This window comes from Actinomycetospora rhizophila (assembly GCF_042657905.1).
GTDB lineage: Bacteria > Actinomycetota > Actinomycetes > Mycobacteriales > Pseudonocardiaceae > Actinomycetospora > Actinomycetospora rhizophila.
On record NZ_JBHSKG010000007.1, the window covers coordinates 36,841 to 51,728 of the forward strand.

At 75.5% G+C, this 14,888-nt stretch carries 15 protein-coding genes; 6 read left to right on the forward strand and 9 right to left on the reverse strand.

Annotation, left to right across the window (positions count from 1 at the left end):
- The first annotated feature begins 62 nt into the window (after positions 1-62).
- The 3 genes from ACFPK1_RS14730 to ACFPK1_RS14740 all read left to right on the forward strand — a co-directional run bounded on the left by ACFPK1_RS14730 (position 63) and on the right by ACFPK1_RS14740 (position 3,520).
- Positions 63-764 (forward strand): RNA polymerase sigma factor, encoded by a 702-nt coding sequence (locus tag ACFPK1_RS14730; RefSeq protein WP_378021684.1) that lies wholly within the window; start codon positions 63-65, stop codon positions 762-764.
- Complete coding sequence (locus ACFPK1_RS14735) at positions 761-1,588, forward strand: hypothetical protein (protein WP_378021685.1); 828 nt, start codon at positions 761-763, stop codon at positions 1,586-1,588. Before ACFPK1_RS14730 ends, ACFPK1_RS14735 begins: the two co-directional genes overlap by 4 nt.
- 183 nt (positions 1,589-1,771) lie before the next feature.
- Positions 1,772-3,520: an ATP-dependent DNA ligase gene (locus tag ACFPK1_RS14740; RefSeq protein WP_378021686.1), complete on the forward strand. Its 1,749-nt coding sequence runs from the start codon at positions 1,772-1,774 to the stop codon at positions 3,518-3,520.
- Positions 3,521-3,585: 65 nt separating this feature from the next.
- Here the strand turns inward: ACFPK1_RS14740 and ACFPK1_RS14745 are convergent, their stop codons facing one another.
- The gene (locus ACFPK1_RS14745; protein ID WP_378021687.1) at positions 3,586-3,849 is read right to left on the reverse strand and encodes a hypothetical protein; all 264 of its coding nucleotides are present in this window, start codon (positions 3,847-3,849) and stop codon (positions 3,586-3,588) included.
- 231 nt (positions 3,850-4,080) lie between these two features.
- On the opposite strand from ACFPK1_RS14745, the gene ACFPK1_RS14750 reads away from it, so the two are divergent.
- The gene (locus ACFPK1_RS14750) at positions 4,081-4,860 is read left to right on the forward strand and encodes a hypothetical protein (protein ID WP_378021688.1); all 780 of its coding nucleotides are present in this window, start codon (positions 4,081-4,083) and stop codon (positions 4,858-4,860) included.
- 3 nt (positions 4,861-4,863) lie between these two features.
- Here the strand turns inward: ACFPK1_RS14750 and ACFPK1_RS14755 are convergent, their stop codons facing one another.
- From ACFPK1_RS14755 to ACFPK1_RS14775, 5 genes are read right to left on the reverse strand one after another with little or no spacing between them, the layout of a single operon-like run.
- Positions 4,864-5,151 carry a twin-arginine translocase TatA/TatE family subunit gene (locus tag ACFPK1_RS14755; RefSeq protein ID WP_378021689.1) on the reverse strand — a complete coding sequence of 96 codons (288 nt, stop codon included), beginning with the start codon at positions 5,149-5,151 and terminating at the stop codon, positions 4,864-4,866.
- Positions 5,152-5,169: 18 nt separating this feature from the next.
- On the reverse strand, positions 5,170-6,081 hold the full coding sequence (gene tatC / locus ACFPK1_RS14760; protein ID WP_378021690.1) for a twin-arginine translocase subunit TatC: 912 nt from the start codon (positions 6,079-6,081) through the stop codon (positions 5,170-5,172).
- A 4-nt stretch (positions 6,082-6,085) separates the two neighbouring features.
- On the reverse strand, positions 6,086-6,337 hold the full coding sequence (gene tatA, locus ACFPK1_RS14765) for a Sec-independent protein translocase subunit TatA (RefSeq protein WP_378021691.1): 252 nt from the start codon (positions 6,335-6,337) through the stop codon (positions 6,086-6,088).
- Positions 6,338-6,383: 46 nt separating this feature from the next.
- Positions 6,384-6,860 (reverse strand): (2Fe-2S)-binding protein, encoded by a 477-nt coding sequence (locus tag ACFPK1_RS14770; RefSeq protein ID WP_378021692.1) that lies wholly within the window; start codon positions 6,858-6,860, stop codon positions 6,384-6,386.
- A gap of 10 nt (positions 6,861-6,870) precedes the next feature.
- On the reverse strand, positions 6,871-9,300 hold the full coding sequence (locus tag ACFPK1_RS14775) for a molybdopterin cofactor-binding domain-containing protein (RefSeq protein WP_378021693.1): 2,430 nt from the start codon (positions 9,298-9,300) through the stop codon (positions 6,871-6,873).
- Between the two features lie 322 nt (positions 9,301-9,622).
- On the opposite strand from ACFPK1_RS14775, the gene ACFPK1_RS14780 reads away from it, so the two are divergent.
- On the forward strand, positions 9,623-10,903 hold the full coding sequence (locus ACFPK1_RS14780) for a Gfo/Idh/MocA family protein (RefSeq protein WP_378021694.1): 1,281 nt from the start codon (positions 9,623-9,625) through the stop codon (positions 10,901-10,903).
- A complete protein-coding gene (locus ACFPK1_RS14785) occupies positions 10,900-11,802 on the forward strand; it encodes a TIGR03619 family F420-dependent LLM class oxidoreductase (protein ID WP_378021695.1) in 903 nt (300 codons plus the stop codon). The genes ACFPK1_RS14780 and ACFPK1_RS14785 overlap by 4 nt, the downstream gene beginning before the upstream one ends.
- Here ACFPK1_RS14785 and ACFPK1_RS14790 read toward each other — a convergent pair.
- Genes ACFPK1_RS14790 through ACFPK1_RS14800 form a run of 3 tightly spaced genes read right to left on the reverse strand, consistent with a single transcriptional unit; the run spans position 11,788 to position 14,789 of the window.
- A complete protein-coding gene (locus tag ACFPK1_RS14790; RefSeq protein WP_378021696.1) occupies positions 11,788-12,897 on the reverse strand; it encodes an ROK family transcriptional regulator in 1,110 nt (369 codons plus the stop codon). The two genes, ACFPK1_RS14785 and ACFPK1_RS14790, sit on opposite strands and share 15 nt — an antisense overlap.
- A gap of 51 nt (positions 12,898-12,948) precedes the next feature.
- Entirely contained in the window at positions 12,949-13,950 is a 1,002-nt protein-coding gene (locus tag ACFPK1_RS14795) for a Gfo/Idh/MocA family protein (RefSeq protein WP_378021697.1), read from the reverse strand.
- Positions 13,951-13,976: 26 nt separating this feature from the next.
- Positions 13,977-14,789 (reverse strand): LmeA family phospholipid-binding protein, encoded by an 813-nt coding sequence (locus ACFPK1_RS14800; protein ID WP_378021698.1) that lies wholly within the window; start codon positions 14,787-14,789, stop codon positions 13,977-13,979.
- Between the last annotated feature and the right edge of the window lie 99 nt (positions 14,790-14,888).

A 14,888-nucleotide genomic window follows, 5' to 3' on the forward strand; every position in this document is an offset into this window, starting at 1 on the left:
ACGGCCGAACCGTCGGCGACCCCTGGGCGAACGGTGCCCAGGAAGTCGACGAGGAGGTGGCCGTGGTGGTCGAGGTGGCCCTACCCGTGACGGTGCCCGTGGCGCCCGTCCGTGCGGAGATGCGGCCGGAGGCGATCACCACGCCGGAGAGCGGTGCGCGGGCCGACGGCGGTGCGGCGGCGGCCGACGCCGCGCTGGTCCGGCGGCTCGGCGGGCGCGAGAAGGCGGCGCTCGACGAGCTGTACCAGCGCTACGGGCGTCCCGCGTACTCGCTCGCGCGCCGGATCTGCGGCGACGAGGGCCTCGCGGAGGACGTCGTCCAGGAGGTCTTCCTCGCGCTGTGGCGTGACCCGGGCCGCTTCGACCCCGGGCGCGGCACGGTCGCGAGCTGGCTCATGACCCTCGTGCACCACAAGGCCGTCGACGCCGTGCGCCGCGAGGCCACCCGGCGCCGCCACCACCCGACCACCGGCGAGCCCGACGAGGGCGTGCCGGCCGCCGGCCCGTCGGCGGCGCGCCAGGCGCTCGGCTCGGTGATCGGCGAGCAGGTGCGCGCGGCGCTGCACCGGCTGCCGACCGAGCAGCGCACGGCCCTCGGGCTCGCCTACTACGGCGGCTACTCGCAGCGCGAGGTCGCGAGCCTCACCGGCGTGCCCATCGGCACCGTCAAGTCCCGCATGTTCGCCGGTGTCGCGCGCCTGCGGGTGCTGCTCGGTCCGGTGCTGGGCTCCTCGGCCGCCGACGCCCTCGGGGACTTCGCGTGAGCGGTTGCGACCTGCGTGACGACGCCGTCGGACACGCCTTCTCCGCCCTCGAGCCCGACGAGGACCGCGCGCTCGAGGCCCACCTGCCGCACTGCGCGATCTGCCGGCGGGCCCACGACGAGGCCATGGACGTCGTGGCCGCGCTCGGCCGCGCGGTGCCGCCGGTCGAGCCGCCCACCGACCTGCGGGCCCGCATCCTCGACGCGGCCCGCGCGGAGCCGGGACGCCGCGCGCGGCCGGTGGCGGCCCCCTCGGCACCCTCGGCACCCCCGGCGCCCGCCCCGGTCGAGGCCCCGCCGCCCCGCCGGCGTCGCTTCCTGACCGCCGTCGGCGGGCTGGTCGCCGCGGTCGTCCTGGGGATCGGGCTGATCGTCGCGCAGGGGGTCCTGCCCACGCAGTCGACGCCCTCGGACAACCCGGTGACCGCGCTCGCCGACCAGGCCGACCGCGTGGTCGACGACGCCCGCTCCCGCGATCCCGGCGCCCGCAGCACGATCCTGCGCTCGGAGACCGGCACGCCGTCCGCGGTGCTCGTCGACCCGGGCGACCCGGGCGCGCCGGTCCGTCTGGTCGCGCTCGACCTCCCGGCCACGGGGAACGCGCGCGACTACGTGGTCTGGGCGACCGGCCTGCCCGGCAACGCGCCGCGGGCGGTGGCGGTGGTGGACCCGGACGACGGGGTGACACGCCCGCTCGCCGCAGCGGACGGCCCCACCACGCCGGACGGCCCCGGACCGCGCGGCTGGGCCGTGTCGATCGAGCCGACGGGGCCGGTTCCCGCGCGGCCGTCGACGGTCGTCGCGATCGGGCTGGTGGCCACCTGACGGGTCCTCGCCCGCACGCCACACCCCGTTCCACCGTTCGTCGCTGCTCGGTGCTCCCCGGTCGCAGTCCGCGCGCGCCGCGTCGGCGACGACGGTGTCACCGTCGCACCGCGCGTCTACCGTGGGACGCGCCGCCGATCACCTCGTCGGCGGGCAGCGCGACGGGCCGGGGAGGAGGCGCCGATGACGGACGTGGCGACCCTCGGGCTCACGGGCGCCGCCGTCGGCACGACCGCCGGTGAGGCCTCGCCCGGCCGTCCCATGCTCGCGAGCGCCGGCGACATCCCGCGCGGCGCGGGCTGGGCGTTCGAGTTCGTCTGGGACGGGCTGCGCTGCCTCGCCCGCACCGGTGCCGACGGGCTGACCCTCGTCACCGAGGCGGGCCGCGACGTCACGTCCCACTTCCCCGAGCTCGGGGTGTCGGCGCCGTGGACGAGCACCGAGGGGCTCGTGCTCGACGGGGTCGTGGTGGCCCTGGACGGGGTCGGACGCCCGAGCGCGGGCAAGCTGCGCCGCCGTGCCCGCGTGGCGCACCCCTCGGAGGTCCTGCAGGCCCGGGTCCCCGTGTCCTTCTACGTCTTCGACGTGCTCGAGGTGGCCGGCGCCTCGACCCGCCGGCTGCCCTACCGCCAGCGCCGCGAGCTGCTCGCCGAACTCGATCTCTCCGGGAGCCGTGTCGTGATCCCGCCGTCCTTCACCGGTGTCGACGCCGACGCGGTCGTGAGCACCGCGCGGCGCTACGGGCTCGACGGTGTGGTGGCGAAACGCCTCGAGTCGACCTATCAGGTGGGCCGGCGCTCGCGCAGCTGGATCGAGGCGCCGGTGCGGCGCACCCAGGACGTCGTCATCGGCGGCTGGACCCCCGCCCGCGACCGGCCCGGCGCGGTCGGCGCGCTGCTCGTCGGGGTGCCCGGCGAGGCGGGGCTGAGCTACTCGGGCCGCGTCGTCACCGGTGTCACCGCGGCCGCGCGACGCGAGCTCGAGGGGTTCCTCGCGCCGCTCGAGCGCGAGGTCAGCCCGTTCGCGACCCCGCTGCCCGACGACGAGGGCGGCGCCGTGCACTGGCTCGCGCCCCGCCTCGTCGGGCAGGTCGAGCACCGCCGCTGGACCGCCACCGGGCTGCTGGAGCGGCCCGTCTGGCAGGGCCTGCGCTCGGCCCACCCCGCCACGGTCGCCGCGCCGGTGCTCTCCGCGCCCGTGGTCGACACCGACCTGGAGCTGGACGACCTGGAGACCGCCGAGGTGCCGGCCCGCCGCGCCCCGGCCACCCCCGCTGACGTGGTCGCCGTGCCGTCCGCCGAGGACGTCGAGTCGGCGCTGCGCTCGCGGTTCTCGGCGCACTTCGTGCACAACACGCTCACCGCGATCGCGTCCTACGTGCGCACCGATCCGGGCCGGGCGCGCGAGCTGCTCACCGAGTTCGCCGACTTCACCCGCTACTCGTTCCGCTCGGGCGGCGAGCTCACCACGGTCGGCGACGAGCTCCACAACGCCGAGCGCTACCTCACCCTCGAGCAGGCGCGCTTCGGGCAGCGGCTGCGCGCGGAGGTCGCGGTGGCCCCCGAGGTGCGCCACGTGCTCGTGCCGCCGTTCGTCGTGGCACCGCTGGTGGAGAACGCGGTGCGTCACGGCATCGAGCCGGTTCCCGGTGGCGGCTCGGTCAGCGTCTTCGCGTCCGGCTCGGGGTCCGACTGCGTGATCACGGTGTCCGACGACGGCGCTGGCATGGGGCCGGAGGCGACGCGCACCGCGTCGCAGGTCGACCGCCGCCACGGCGGCATCGCCGAGGTGTCACGCCGGATGCACGCCACGTTCGGCTCGCAGTGCGACGTCCACGTCGACACCCGCCCCGGGGTCGGCACGGCGGTGCGCCTGCGGCTCCCGGCGATCACCGCCTCGGAGGCGGAGCCCAGCCGGGTCCTGGTGGGCTGAGCGCGCGAGCGCGGGCAGGCCGGACGGCCCGGGGCCGTCCGGTCCACCTGCGCCCCGGGGCCGCGTCAGTCGTCGGCGCCGTCGCCCTCGTCCACGACGCTGCAGGTGGCGTCCGGGGCCGCCGTGTCGGACGGGGAGAGGATGTCGGACAGGATCGGGATGCTCGCCTCCACGCCGCAGGCCTGCACGGGCAGGACGGTCAGGTCGTTGAGCAGGTTCACCCCCGAATCGTCATCATCGACGACGACGGGGTCGGCCGCCGCGAACGGTGCGGCGGCGAGCAGCCCGGCGCCGCAGAGCGCGACGACCGAGGCAGAGCGTCGGAACATGGGTGGTCTCCTCGCGAAGGTACGAACCAAGGAGACCGTTCGTCGCATCTGCAGCTGCGCTGAACGGTCGGCGAGGACTCAACCCCGCCGCCCCGACCCCGGCAATCGGTGCGACGAAGGGCCACCGGAAAGCGTGGCGGTCGGTTGAGCGGGGCGAGCGGTGGGCAGCGCGCGTCGAACGGTCGTCGGAACCGGACGAACGGCACGGAGCGAGGACGGAGGCCGGAGGGCGTGGAGGCCGTCGCGATCGACTGGTCGGGCGATGCGCGGGCCGCCCGTCGGCGCATCCGCGTGGCCACCGCCCGCCCGGGCCGGCTGCTCGCGGTCCGGGCCGGTCTCGATCGCGAGGGGGTCGCCGACCTCCTGCGGGAGCGTGCCGCCTCCGGGCCGGTCGTCGCCGGCCTCGACTTCTCGTTCGCGCTGCCGGCCTGGTTCGCGCGGGAGCAGGGGTGCGCCGACGTCGCGGCGCTGTGGGCGCTGGTGGCCCGCGAGGGCGAGCGCTGGCTGCGCGAGTGCCGGCCGCCGTTCTGGGGGCGCGGGGCGACGCCCCGGCCCCCGCCCGACCCGGCGCGCCCGGGGTTCCGCGTCACCGAGGAGGCCGCGCGCGCCGACGGGCTCACACCGACCTCGACGTTCCAGATCGGCGGGGCGGGCGCGGTGGGCACGGGCTCCCTGCGCGGGATGCCCCACCTGGCCCGCCTCCGGACGGCCGGGTTCGCGGTGTGGCCGTTCGACGACGCCGGCCCGGCGACGCTGATCGAGATCTACCCGCGGGTGCACACGGGGCCGGTGGTGAAGCGCTCGCCGGCCGCGCGCCGCGAGGACGTCGCCGGCGACCCGCGCATCCCCGCGACGCTGCGCGACGACGTCGTGGCGACCGAGGACGCCTTCGACGCCGCGCTCTCGGCGCTGGCGATGGCCGAGCACCTCGACGCGATCCGGTCGCTGCGCGCCGCGCCGACCGGCAGCCCCGAGGCGATCGAGGGCGCGCTGTGGCGCCCCCGATCGTGAGCCTCAGGAGCGGGTGCGCGTGCGGGGCGCCGGCTGCGGGACCTCGCGGAAGGCCTCCCGCACCGCCCGGCGCGGGTCCGCCGAGCGGATCTCCGCGAGCGGCTCGCGCAGCTCGTCGAGCTGGCGGCGGACCTCGGCGAGGTCGGCCGCGGTGTCGACCTGCTCGCGCACGGACGCCGCGTAGCCCTTCACCTGCGTGGCGGCGCGGGCGAGCGAGCGGATGGCGCCGGGAAGGCGCTCGGGACCGATGACGAAGAAACCGACGAGGGCGAGCAGGACGAGCTCACCCATGCCCAGACCGAACACGGGTCACCTCCCCTTCGAGAGCGGGTCGGGGTCGGGGTCGGGATCGGGGAGGGGCGAGGCGCTGTCGTCGTCGAGGTGCTCCCAGCCGGGGTCCCGGCGCGCACGGCGGCGGTCGTGCAGGCGGCAGACCTGGATGGCCAGTTCGAGCAGCACGCAGAGCGCCACCGCCAGGACCGCCATCGAGATCGGGTCACCGCCCGGCGTCGCGATGCCGGCGAAGAGGAACGCGCCGAAGATGATGACCCGCCGCCAGCTCGCGAGCTTGGCGTACGAGACGACCCCGACCCGGTTGAGCATGACCACGACGAGCGGCGTCAGGAACCCGACGCCGAACACGATCATCAGCGACAGGACGAGCGAGTAGTACTCGTCGCCGCGCAGCGCCGTCGTCTGCACCGAGTTGCCGATCATGAGCAGGAAGCTCAGGGCCTGGGCCACCACCAGGTACGCGAGCACCGCGCCGCCGGCGAACAGCACCGACGCCGTGCTGATGAACAGCACCGCGCCGCGCCGCTCGTGGCGCCGCAGCCCCGGGGTGACGAACGCCCACAGCTGGCCCAGCCAGGCCGGGGCGGACAGCACCACCCCGGCCGTCGCCGCCACCTTGACCCGCAGCAGGAACTGGTCGAACGGCCCGGTCGCCAGCAGGCGGCAGTCGGTGCCGTTCAGTCCCGCGCGCGCCGCCGGCGGCAGCGAGCAGTAGGGCTCGATGAGCAGCGAGCCGAGGCTCGGCACGCCCGGGAGGGCGTTCTCGTACCAGACGAACCCGGCCACCGTGCCGAGGGCGACGGCCACCAGCGCCCAGGCCAGGCGGCGGCGCAGCTCGAGGAGGTGGTCGAGGAACGACATCGTCGCCTCGGGGTCCCGGCGCCGGCCGGGCCACCACCGGGTGAGGCGGTGCGTCAGCGTGGGCACGGGGTCAGACCGTCGTGCCGTTCGAGGTCCGGGTCGGGACGGCCTCGACGGGCGCGACCGCGGTGTCCTGCGGGAGCTCCTTGGCCGCGGTCTTCTCTGCCTTGTCGTCCTCGGTCAGCGCCGAGGTCTCGGCCTTGAAGATGCGCAGCGAGCGCCCGATGCCGCGGGCGGCGTCGGGCAGGCGCTTGGCGCCGAACAGCAGCAGCAGGACGACGAGGATGATCAACCAGTGGGACGGGCTGAGCGCTCCGGTCATGACGGGTCCTTCCGACGAACGGTGGTGGGGGGAGCGGGCGGGGAGCTCACATGTTCTCGGCGCCCTGCTTGATGGCCTCGCGGATGCGGGCGTAGGTGCCGCAGGCGCACATGTTGCGGATCTCGTCGATGTCGTCGTCGGTGACCGATCCGCCCTCGGCCTGGACCTTCTTGACCAGGTCGACCGCGGCCATGATCTGGCCGGGCTGGCAGTAGCCGCACTGGGGCACGTCCCGGTCGATCCACGCCTCCTGCATCGGGTGCAGGTCGGCGCCGACGGTGTCGGGCAGGCCCTCGATGGTCGTGATCTCGTCGGTGGGCTTGATCTGGCCCACCGGCACCGAGCAGGGGTTGAAGGCGCGGCCGTTGATGTGGCTCGTGCAGGCCTTGCAGACGTTGATGCCGCAGCCGTACTTCGGGCCGTTGATCTTCAGCAGGTCGCGCAGCACCCAGAGCAGGCGCACATCGTCCTCGACCTCGACGGTGACCGGGCGGCCGTTGACCTTGAAGGTGTGGGGAGGCATGCGGGGCTCCTCAGCTGGCGGGGTTGAACGCCGGGCCGGCGGCGGACGGCGTGGGGTACGCGGTCAGGCCGTCCACGGGCGACGGGGGGAGCGGGGGGACGAATGACTTGACCTCGAACGGCACGTCCTTGGTGTGGCCGATCGGGAAGCTGGTGGGCATCTCGCCGGTGGCCCGCCCGTAGGCGCAGGCCACGGCGGCCGTCGCCGCACCCACGGCGAGCTCGCCGGCGCCGCCGGGACGGTCGCCGCTGGGCGGCATGACGATCACGTCGATCTCCGGCGGGGCGTTCCAGTGCCGCGTGTAGCGGTAGTCGTCCCAGCTGCCCTCGAGGAAGTTGCCGTCGCGCAGGTGCAGGCTGCCGGTGAAGACGTGCGAGATGCCCGTCATCACCCCGCCCTCCATCTGCGCCTTGAGGCCGAGCGGGTTGATGGGCAGGCCGACGTCCACGGCGACGGTCACCCTGGTGACCCGCGGGCCGGTGGTGGCGCCGGCGATCTCGCGCTCCGCGGTCGCGGCCCGCGTGTCCACCTCGACGAGCACCGCGACCGAGCCCTTGTACTCGTTGTGCACGACGACGCCCTGGGCGACGCCCTCGGGCAGGTCGCGGCCCCAGTCGCCCTCGTCGCGGACCGTCTCCAGGCAGGCCTTGGCGCGCTCGTCCTCGACGCGGTCCAACCGGAAGTCCAGGGGGTCCTCGCCCATCTTCAGGGCGAGCTGGTCGACCATGAGCTCCTGGGCCGGCCGGAAGTCCTGGTTGTTGAGGTTGCGGACGCTGCCGGTGGCGAACCGGTCGAAGTCGAAGATCTCGTTGTAGCCGAGCGCGACCGCGCCGAGGTCGTACGGGACGCTGGCGGTGAGCAGGAAGACCGTCTGCGAGAGCGTGAGCTCGTTGGCGAACGGCAGCTTCGCGGCCTGCGAGGTGATCATGTCGCCGAAGGACTCGGTGTAGTCGGTGGCGACGCTGGTGTGGCGGTGCTCGAAGCTGACGACCTCGCTGCCGGCGTAGGAGGCCCGCACCCGCGAGATGCACATCGGGTGGACGCGACCGGCCCGGCACTCGTCGGCCCGGTGCCACATGAGCCGCACCGGCTTGCCGATCTCCTGCGACACCCGCGCCGCGTCGAGCGCGACGTCGCTGAAGAGACGACGCCCGAAGGCCCCGCCGCCCCGGGGGACGTGGACGGTCACCTGGCCCGGGGTCATCCCGAGCACCTGGGCGATCTGCGACTGGGTCACGATCGGGATCTGGCTGGGGGTCCAGATCTCCGCCTCGCCGTCGCGGACGTCGGCGATGGCGACGTTCGGCTCCATCGCGGCGTTGCTGCGCCAGTAGAAGACGAACTCCTGGTCGATCGTCTCGACGGCGCCCACGCCGTCGAGGGCGGCGGTCGCGGGCTCGGTCACGAGGGGGAGCACCCCGCCGGCCTCGTCGAGCGGCCCCGGCGAGGGCAGGTTCGCCGGCGCGTCGGCCGCGCGCAGCTGCTCCAGGATCGTCGCGTCCGACTCGTCGTCGACGTTGCCGCCGCCCCAGGTGATGTCCAGCGCGTTGACCGCGTCGATGCACTGGCCGAAGGTCCGCGCCCGCACCGCCACCGCCGAGGACGTCGTCCCCCGCCCGGGCTCGGCGTCGGTGGAGATCTCCACGACGTCGGTGACCCCGGGCATGCCCTTGACCTGCGCGAGGTTGTTGACCGACTCGACGGTCCCCTTGATCGTCGGCGGCCGGGCGATCATGGTCGGCAGGGCCTCGGGGACGTCGAGGTCCATCGTGTACTTCTTGCGCCCGGTGACCGCGGCGAGCACGTCGTCGCGGCGCTGCGGGGTGCCGATGACCTCGAACTCGTCGACCGGCTTGAGCTCGGTGATCGCCTCGCGGGTCACCGAGTTCGCCGCGGCGGCGGCCAGCTCGGCGAACGGGACGCTCGAGCCGGCGGTGGAGAGGACCCGCCCGCCGGTGGTGCGGAGGTTCTCGGCCTCGTCGCCGAGGATCGTCGCGGCCGCCTCGACCAGCTGCCCGCGGGCCAGCGCCGCCGCCACCCGGACCGGCGTGTAGATGGAGATGACCGAGGCCGAGCCCTGCGTCTGCTGGTTGAACAGCAGCTCCGGGCGCGCGTCGGCCAGGGTCACGGTGACGTCGGAGACGTCGATGCCCATCTCCTCGGCGATGAGCATCGCCGCCGTCGTGGTGATGCCCTGGCCGCTCTCGGCCCGCGGGATGCTGAACGAGACGGTGCCGTCCTCGTTCACGACGATCGTGATGAGGTTCGCCGTGGGGCGGGTGGAGTCGAGCAGGAGGTCGGACAGGTCGTAGACCTCCGACACCTCGGGGGTCGGCGAGGGCAGGGCCTGCGCCTCCAGCACGTTGTCTGCGGTCAGCTTGACGCCGACGGCCAGGGTCGGGGCGGCGATCAGGTAGCCGAGGAAGCGACGGCGCTGCATGCCGCTCGGGGCCCCGTCGGGGGTCGTCTTGTTCGCGACCGGACGGCGTGGGGGCCGTGGGGCAGTGCGGTGCTTGGCCGGCATGAGGGTCCCTTCGGGCGAGTCCGGAGAGGCCGTTCGCCGCAGTGGTGGGGAGCTTGAAGGAGTAACGAAGTCGGTCACGGGAACGTAACGGGTCGCTATCGGGACGCCTAAACGTGGTGTCGCTCGCACGGATGAGCGGCCGGGTGGGCGCGGTCACCGGCGCGCCGTGTCCCCCGTCGGAGGCAGGATGGGGGGCCGGAGGGACCAGGGATCGGGACCGACGGCGGGAGGAGCGCGGGTGAGCCTCGGGAGAGGTCCGGTCCGTGTCGGGATCGTCGGCGCGGGTGGCCGCGGCCGCCTGCACGCCCGCAACGTGCAGCGCGCCGGGGGCCGCGTCACCGCGATCGCCGAGCCGGTGCGCGAGCGCCGCGAGCCGCTGGCCGCCACCCACGACGTGCCCGCCGCCGCGCGGTTCGCGCACTGGGCCGAGCTCGCCGAGCACGCGGCCGACCACGTCGACGTCGTCGTCATCGCGACCCAGGACCACGACCACGCCGACCCCGCCGTCGCGTTCGCCGAGCGCGGGGTGCACCTGCTGTGCGAGAAGCCGATCGCGCCCGACGAGCCCGCGGCCCTGCGTGTCGCCGAGGCCGTGCGCCGCACCGGGGTGCAGTTCACGATCTCCCACCCGCTCCGGTACGCGCCCTCGACCCGCGCGCTGGTGGCCGCCCTGCGCGCCGGGCGGATCGGCGACCTCGTGTCGGTCCAGCACCTCGAGCCCGTCGGCACCTGGCACTTCGCCCACTCCTACGTGCGCGGGTCGTGGCGCCGCGAGGACCTCGCGTCGTCGCTGCTGCTCGCCAAGTGCAGCCACGACATCGACCTGCTGACCCACCTCGTCGGCGACCGCCCGTCGCGGCTCGCGTCGTTCGGGCGGCTGAGCCACTTCCGCCCCGAGCGCCGGCCCGAGGGCGCCGCGGACCGGTGCCTCGACTGCGCCGTCGAGCCGACCTGCCCCTACTCCGCGCCGCGGATCTACCGCTCGTGCCTCGGCGACCCCGACTGGGAGCACCAGCTGCTCGGCGCGGTCACCGACGTGCCGACCCCCGAGGCCCTCGACGCGGCCCTGCGCGACGGCCCGTACGGCCGCTGCGTGTACGGCTGCGACAACGACGTCGTCGACCACCAGGTCGTCGCGTTCGAGTTCGACAGCGGCATCACCGCGACCCACACCGTCACCGCGTTCTCCGAGCAGGCCCCGCGTCAGACGCGCGTGTTCGGCACCCACGGCGCGGTCGAGGTCGACGGGGGCGTCCTGCGCTTCTACGACTTCCGCGCGCACCCCGACCGGGCCGTCGAGACGGTCGCCGCCGGCGACGGGCGGGCGCCGCACCAGGAGGGCGACGAGGAGCTCGTCCGCGTCTTCCTGCGCGCGGTCGCCGACGACGAGCCCGGCGCCAACCTGACCGGGCTCGAGGAGGCGCTGACCAGCCACCGCATCGTCTGGGCCGCGGAGCGTGCGCGACGCTCGGGGGAGACGGTGGCCATGGCCTGGGACGCCGGGGTGCCCTGCGCATGAAGGTCGGCGTCACCGTCCCCAACTTCGGCCCCGCCGCGACCGCGGACTCGCTGCGTGCCTGGGCCGCCGTGGTCGAGGACGCGGGGTTCGACTTCCTCATGGTCGGCGACCACGTCGCGGCCACCCCGGACGTCACCGCGGCCTACCCCGGCCCGTTCTGGGAGCCGCTGACGCTGCTGGGCTATCTCGCCGGCGTGACCCGCCGCGTCGAGCTCGGGACGACGGTGCTCGTCGTGCCCCACCGCGACCCGCTGCTGACCGCGCGCAGCCTCGCCGGGCTCGACCAGCTCAGCGACGGCCGCCTCGTCGTCGGCGTGGGGGTGGGGTGGGCGCGCGAGGAGTTCGCCGCGCTCGGCGTCGACCCCGCGCGCCGCGGCGAGATCACCGACGAATACCTGCGCGCGCTGCTCGCGCTGTGGGCCGACGACGTCGTGAGCTTCACCGGGCGGCACGTGGCGTTCCGCGACGTCGACACCCGGCCCCGCCCGCGGCGCCGGCCCCACCCGCCGCTGTGGGTCGGCGGCAACGGGGCGGCGGCGCGGCGGCGGGCCGTCCGTTTCGGCGACGCCTGGCACCCGCTGCGCGCGCCGGCCGGGTGGCTGCGCGCGACCGGGCTGCCGGCGCTGCGCGCGGCGGCCGACGAGGCCGGGCGGCCCGTGCCCGCGCTCGCCCCGCGGGTCGTCCTGCACCCCACCACCGAGCGCCGCACCGACGACGACCGCCTCACCGGCGAGGGCCGCCCCGACCAGATCCGGGCCGACCTCGACGAGCTGCGCGAGCTCGGCGCCACCCACGTCCTGCTCGACACCCACCGCGACGCGGCGTCGGCGGCGCGCGACGACCACGCGGACCAGCGCGCACTCGTCGAGGACGCGGCGCGCTGGCTATCCCCGTCCTGAGACCAGCCGGTCCCAGGCCCGGCGCCGCGCCTCGGCCAGCGCGCCCCACAGCGGCGCGCTCTCGCCCAGCGCGCCGGCCACGACGGGCACGGGGCGCGGCGCCAGCTCGGTGACCGTGGCCTCGACGTGGGGTCGCAGCCCGGGGAGGAGGCCCACCGGGCCGCCCAGGACCAGCAGCGCGGGGTCGACGCAGGCGCACACCGCCACCGCCGCCTCGCCCAGCGTGCGCCCGGCGCGCTCCAGCGCCGCGTCGTCGGGCTCGCCGCCGGCGGTGAGGGCCTGCGCGGCGACCGCCTCCCCGAACCGGAAGCGCCCGGTGCCCTCGCCGAGCGGGAGGTAGCCGATCTCGCCGGCGAGCCCCCGCGCCCCGCGGACCAGCACGCCGTCGAGCACCAGCCCGAGCCCGACACTGTGGCGCTCGCCGACGTAGAGGTACGCGAACGTCGTCGCCCCGACCGCGGCGCCGTGGTCGCGCTCGGCGAGCGCCGCGAAGTTCACGTCGTTGTCCAGCACGACCATCGCGGGGTCGATGCCGTGCACGTCCTCGACGCCGACGACCCCGGCGGGGAACGCCGACTCGTGGAGCTCGATCACCCGGCCCGTCGCCGGGTCGACGGGGTTGGCGATCGACACCGCCACGGCCCGCACCGGCCGGCCGTCGGCGCGCCAGCGCTCGCCGAGCGCGGCGAGGACCTCCTGCAGGCGCGGGGCGACGCGGCCGTCGTCGGGCGGGTCGTGGTCGGCGCGCTCGAGGCTGCGCCCGGCGAGGTCGCCGACGGCCGTGCGCACGACGCTGCGGTTGATCTCGACGGCGACCACGACGCCGGCGCCCGGGGCGAGGTCGTAGAGGGTCGCGACGGCCCCCGGCACGCCGGAGCGGGGGCCGACGGCGACGAGGACCGCGTCGGCCTCCAGGCGGCGCACCGCCTCGCTGATCGCCGGGGGCGAGATGGCCGTGCGCCGCGACAGCTCGGCGCGCGTCAGGGGGCCGTCCTCGGCGGCGAGGCAGTCGAGGATCGCCCGTTCGGTGGTGGCGCGGCGCAGGCCACTGTGTGGGGACGTGCCCCGGGCTGTCTCCTGCTCACGATCGGCCATGGCACCTCCTGCCGTCCGCGTGCAGGGTAGGGGGCAGGGTACGGCGCAGGGTCACACCGCGGTGTCGTCCTCCCGGAAGACGAGGCCGAGCTGATCGGCGGCCTCGGCCAGGACGCCCTGTACGGCGAGGGTGTCGTCGAGCGGCATCACGGTGCTCTCCGCCCGGCCGGCGCGCAGGCACTCGGTGACCTCGACCAGCTCGTGGAAGTAGCCCGCGCCCGTGGCCGGCAGCTCGATGGTCTCGCCGGGGTCGTCGGAGGCGTGGTGCAGGACGATCGTGCTCGGGTGGTGGAACCGGGGGAGCACGTCGATCCAGCCCGTCGTCCCGAACACCCGGGCCTGGCCCGGCGAGGGGCTGTGGAACGAGGTCTGCAGCGTCGCGTAGCGCCCGTCCTGGAACGCCAGCAGCATCGCGCCGTCGGCGTCGACGCCGGTGGTCTCGCGGGACGCGACGGCCGTGACGCGGTCCGGGGCGCCGAGCACCATCTGCGCGAACGACACGGGGTACACCCCGAGGTCGAGCAGCGCGCCACCGCCGAGCTCGGGGGCGAAGAGACGGTCGGTGGGGTCGACGTCGCGCACCGTGCCGAGGTCGGCCTGCACCGAGCGCGGCTCGCCGATCTCGCCCTGCGCGATGAGCTCGCGCAGCCGCACGACGGCGGGCTGGAAGCGGGTCCACATCGCCTCCATCGCGAACACCCCGCGGGTGCGGGCGGTGTCGACCACCCGCCAGGCCCCGGCGAGCGTCGCGGTGAACGCCTTCTCGACCAGGACCCCCTTGCCGGCCTCGAGGCACGCCACCGCCAGCTCCGCGTGCTGCGGGTGCGGCGTCGCGATGTAGACGACGTCGACCTCGGGGTCGTCGACCAGCGCCCGGTAGCTGCCGTGGGCGCGGGCGTTCGGCGCGCCGTGGGTCTCCGCGAAGGCGCGGGCCCGCTCCTCGGAGCGCGAGCCCACCGCCGCGAGGACGGCGCCCTCGACCAGGGCGAGGTCCTCGGCGACCTTCTCGGCGATGCGGCCGGGCCCGGCGATGCCCCAGCGGATGTCTGGCATGGGGCTCACTGTGTCAGCGCGCCCGGTCAGGACCCCGGGCGGGCCAAGAGGTCGACGTCCTGCGCGGTCCCGGACACCACGAGCTCGCCGTTCTCCGCCCGCAGCTCGGTCGCGGTGATCTCGAACGGGAGCTGGCCGGGGTCGACGCTCGTCGAGAAGCCGGAGAGCTGGCGGCGCAGGGCCGCCGCCGCCACCTGCCCGGCGGCGCCCGCCCCGCCCTCCGCGCGGATGTCGCGGGCCTGCAGCGTGATCCGGCCGCCGGAGAGCCGGAAGGTCGCGATCACCGAGACCTGCACGGGCTGGCCGGCGATCGTCCTCGTCGAGGTCAGCCGGACCGCCGACGCGGGGTCGATGTCGGCGAGGGCGCTGCTGCTGCCCGACGCTCCCGAGTCGTCGGCGGCGGCGTCGGAGCGCAGCTGGTCGAGGTCGGCCTCGGTGACCGGCTCGATGGTCAGGTCGCCGACGTCGAGGATCCGCGCGAGGTCGGTCGGGTTCACCCGCGCCGAGGCGACGACCTGGTCCGCCGGGATCTCGCGGACCTGGCCGTTGATCAGGTTCGCGGTCGGCACCGACACCCCGGACAGGTCGGCCGTCAGCGTGATGTCGCGCAGATCGCCGTACTGGATGCCCGGCGCGGAGAGCCCGACGTCGTCGTACTGCCCGGACAGGGCCTGGGTGAGGAACGGGAAGCCGCGCACGTCGACGTCCGGCTGCGCGGGCAGCGACAGGGCGTCCTGCAGCGCCGCGCCGACGCGGTCCTCGGCGACCCACCGCGCGCCGAAGTCGACCCCGACCACGATCGCGACGAGGACGAGCAGGCTGATGAGGCATCCGCGCACGGACGACACGGTGTCATCGCGGCGCAGCGTGATCGGGCCCGGGGCGGTGCCGCAACACGCGCGTCCCGGCGGGTGGCGCCCAGGGCGCGGGGCGGGCGG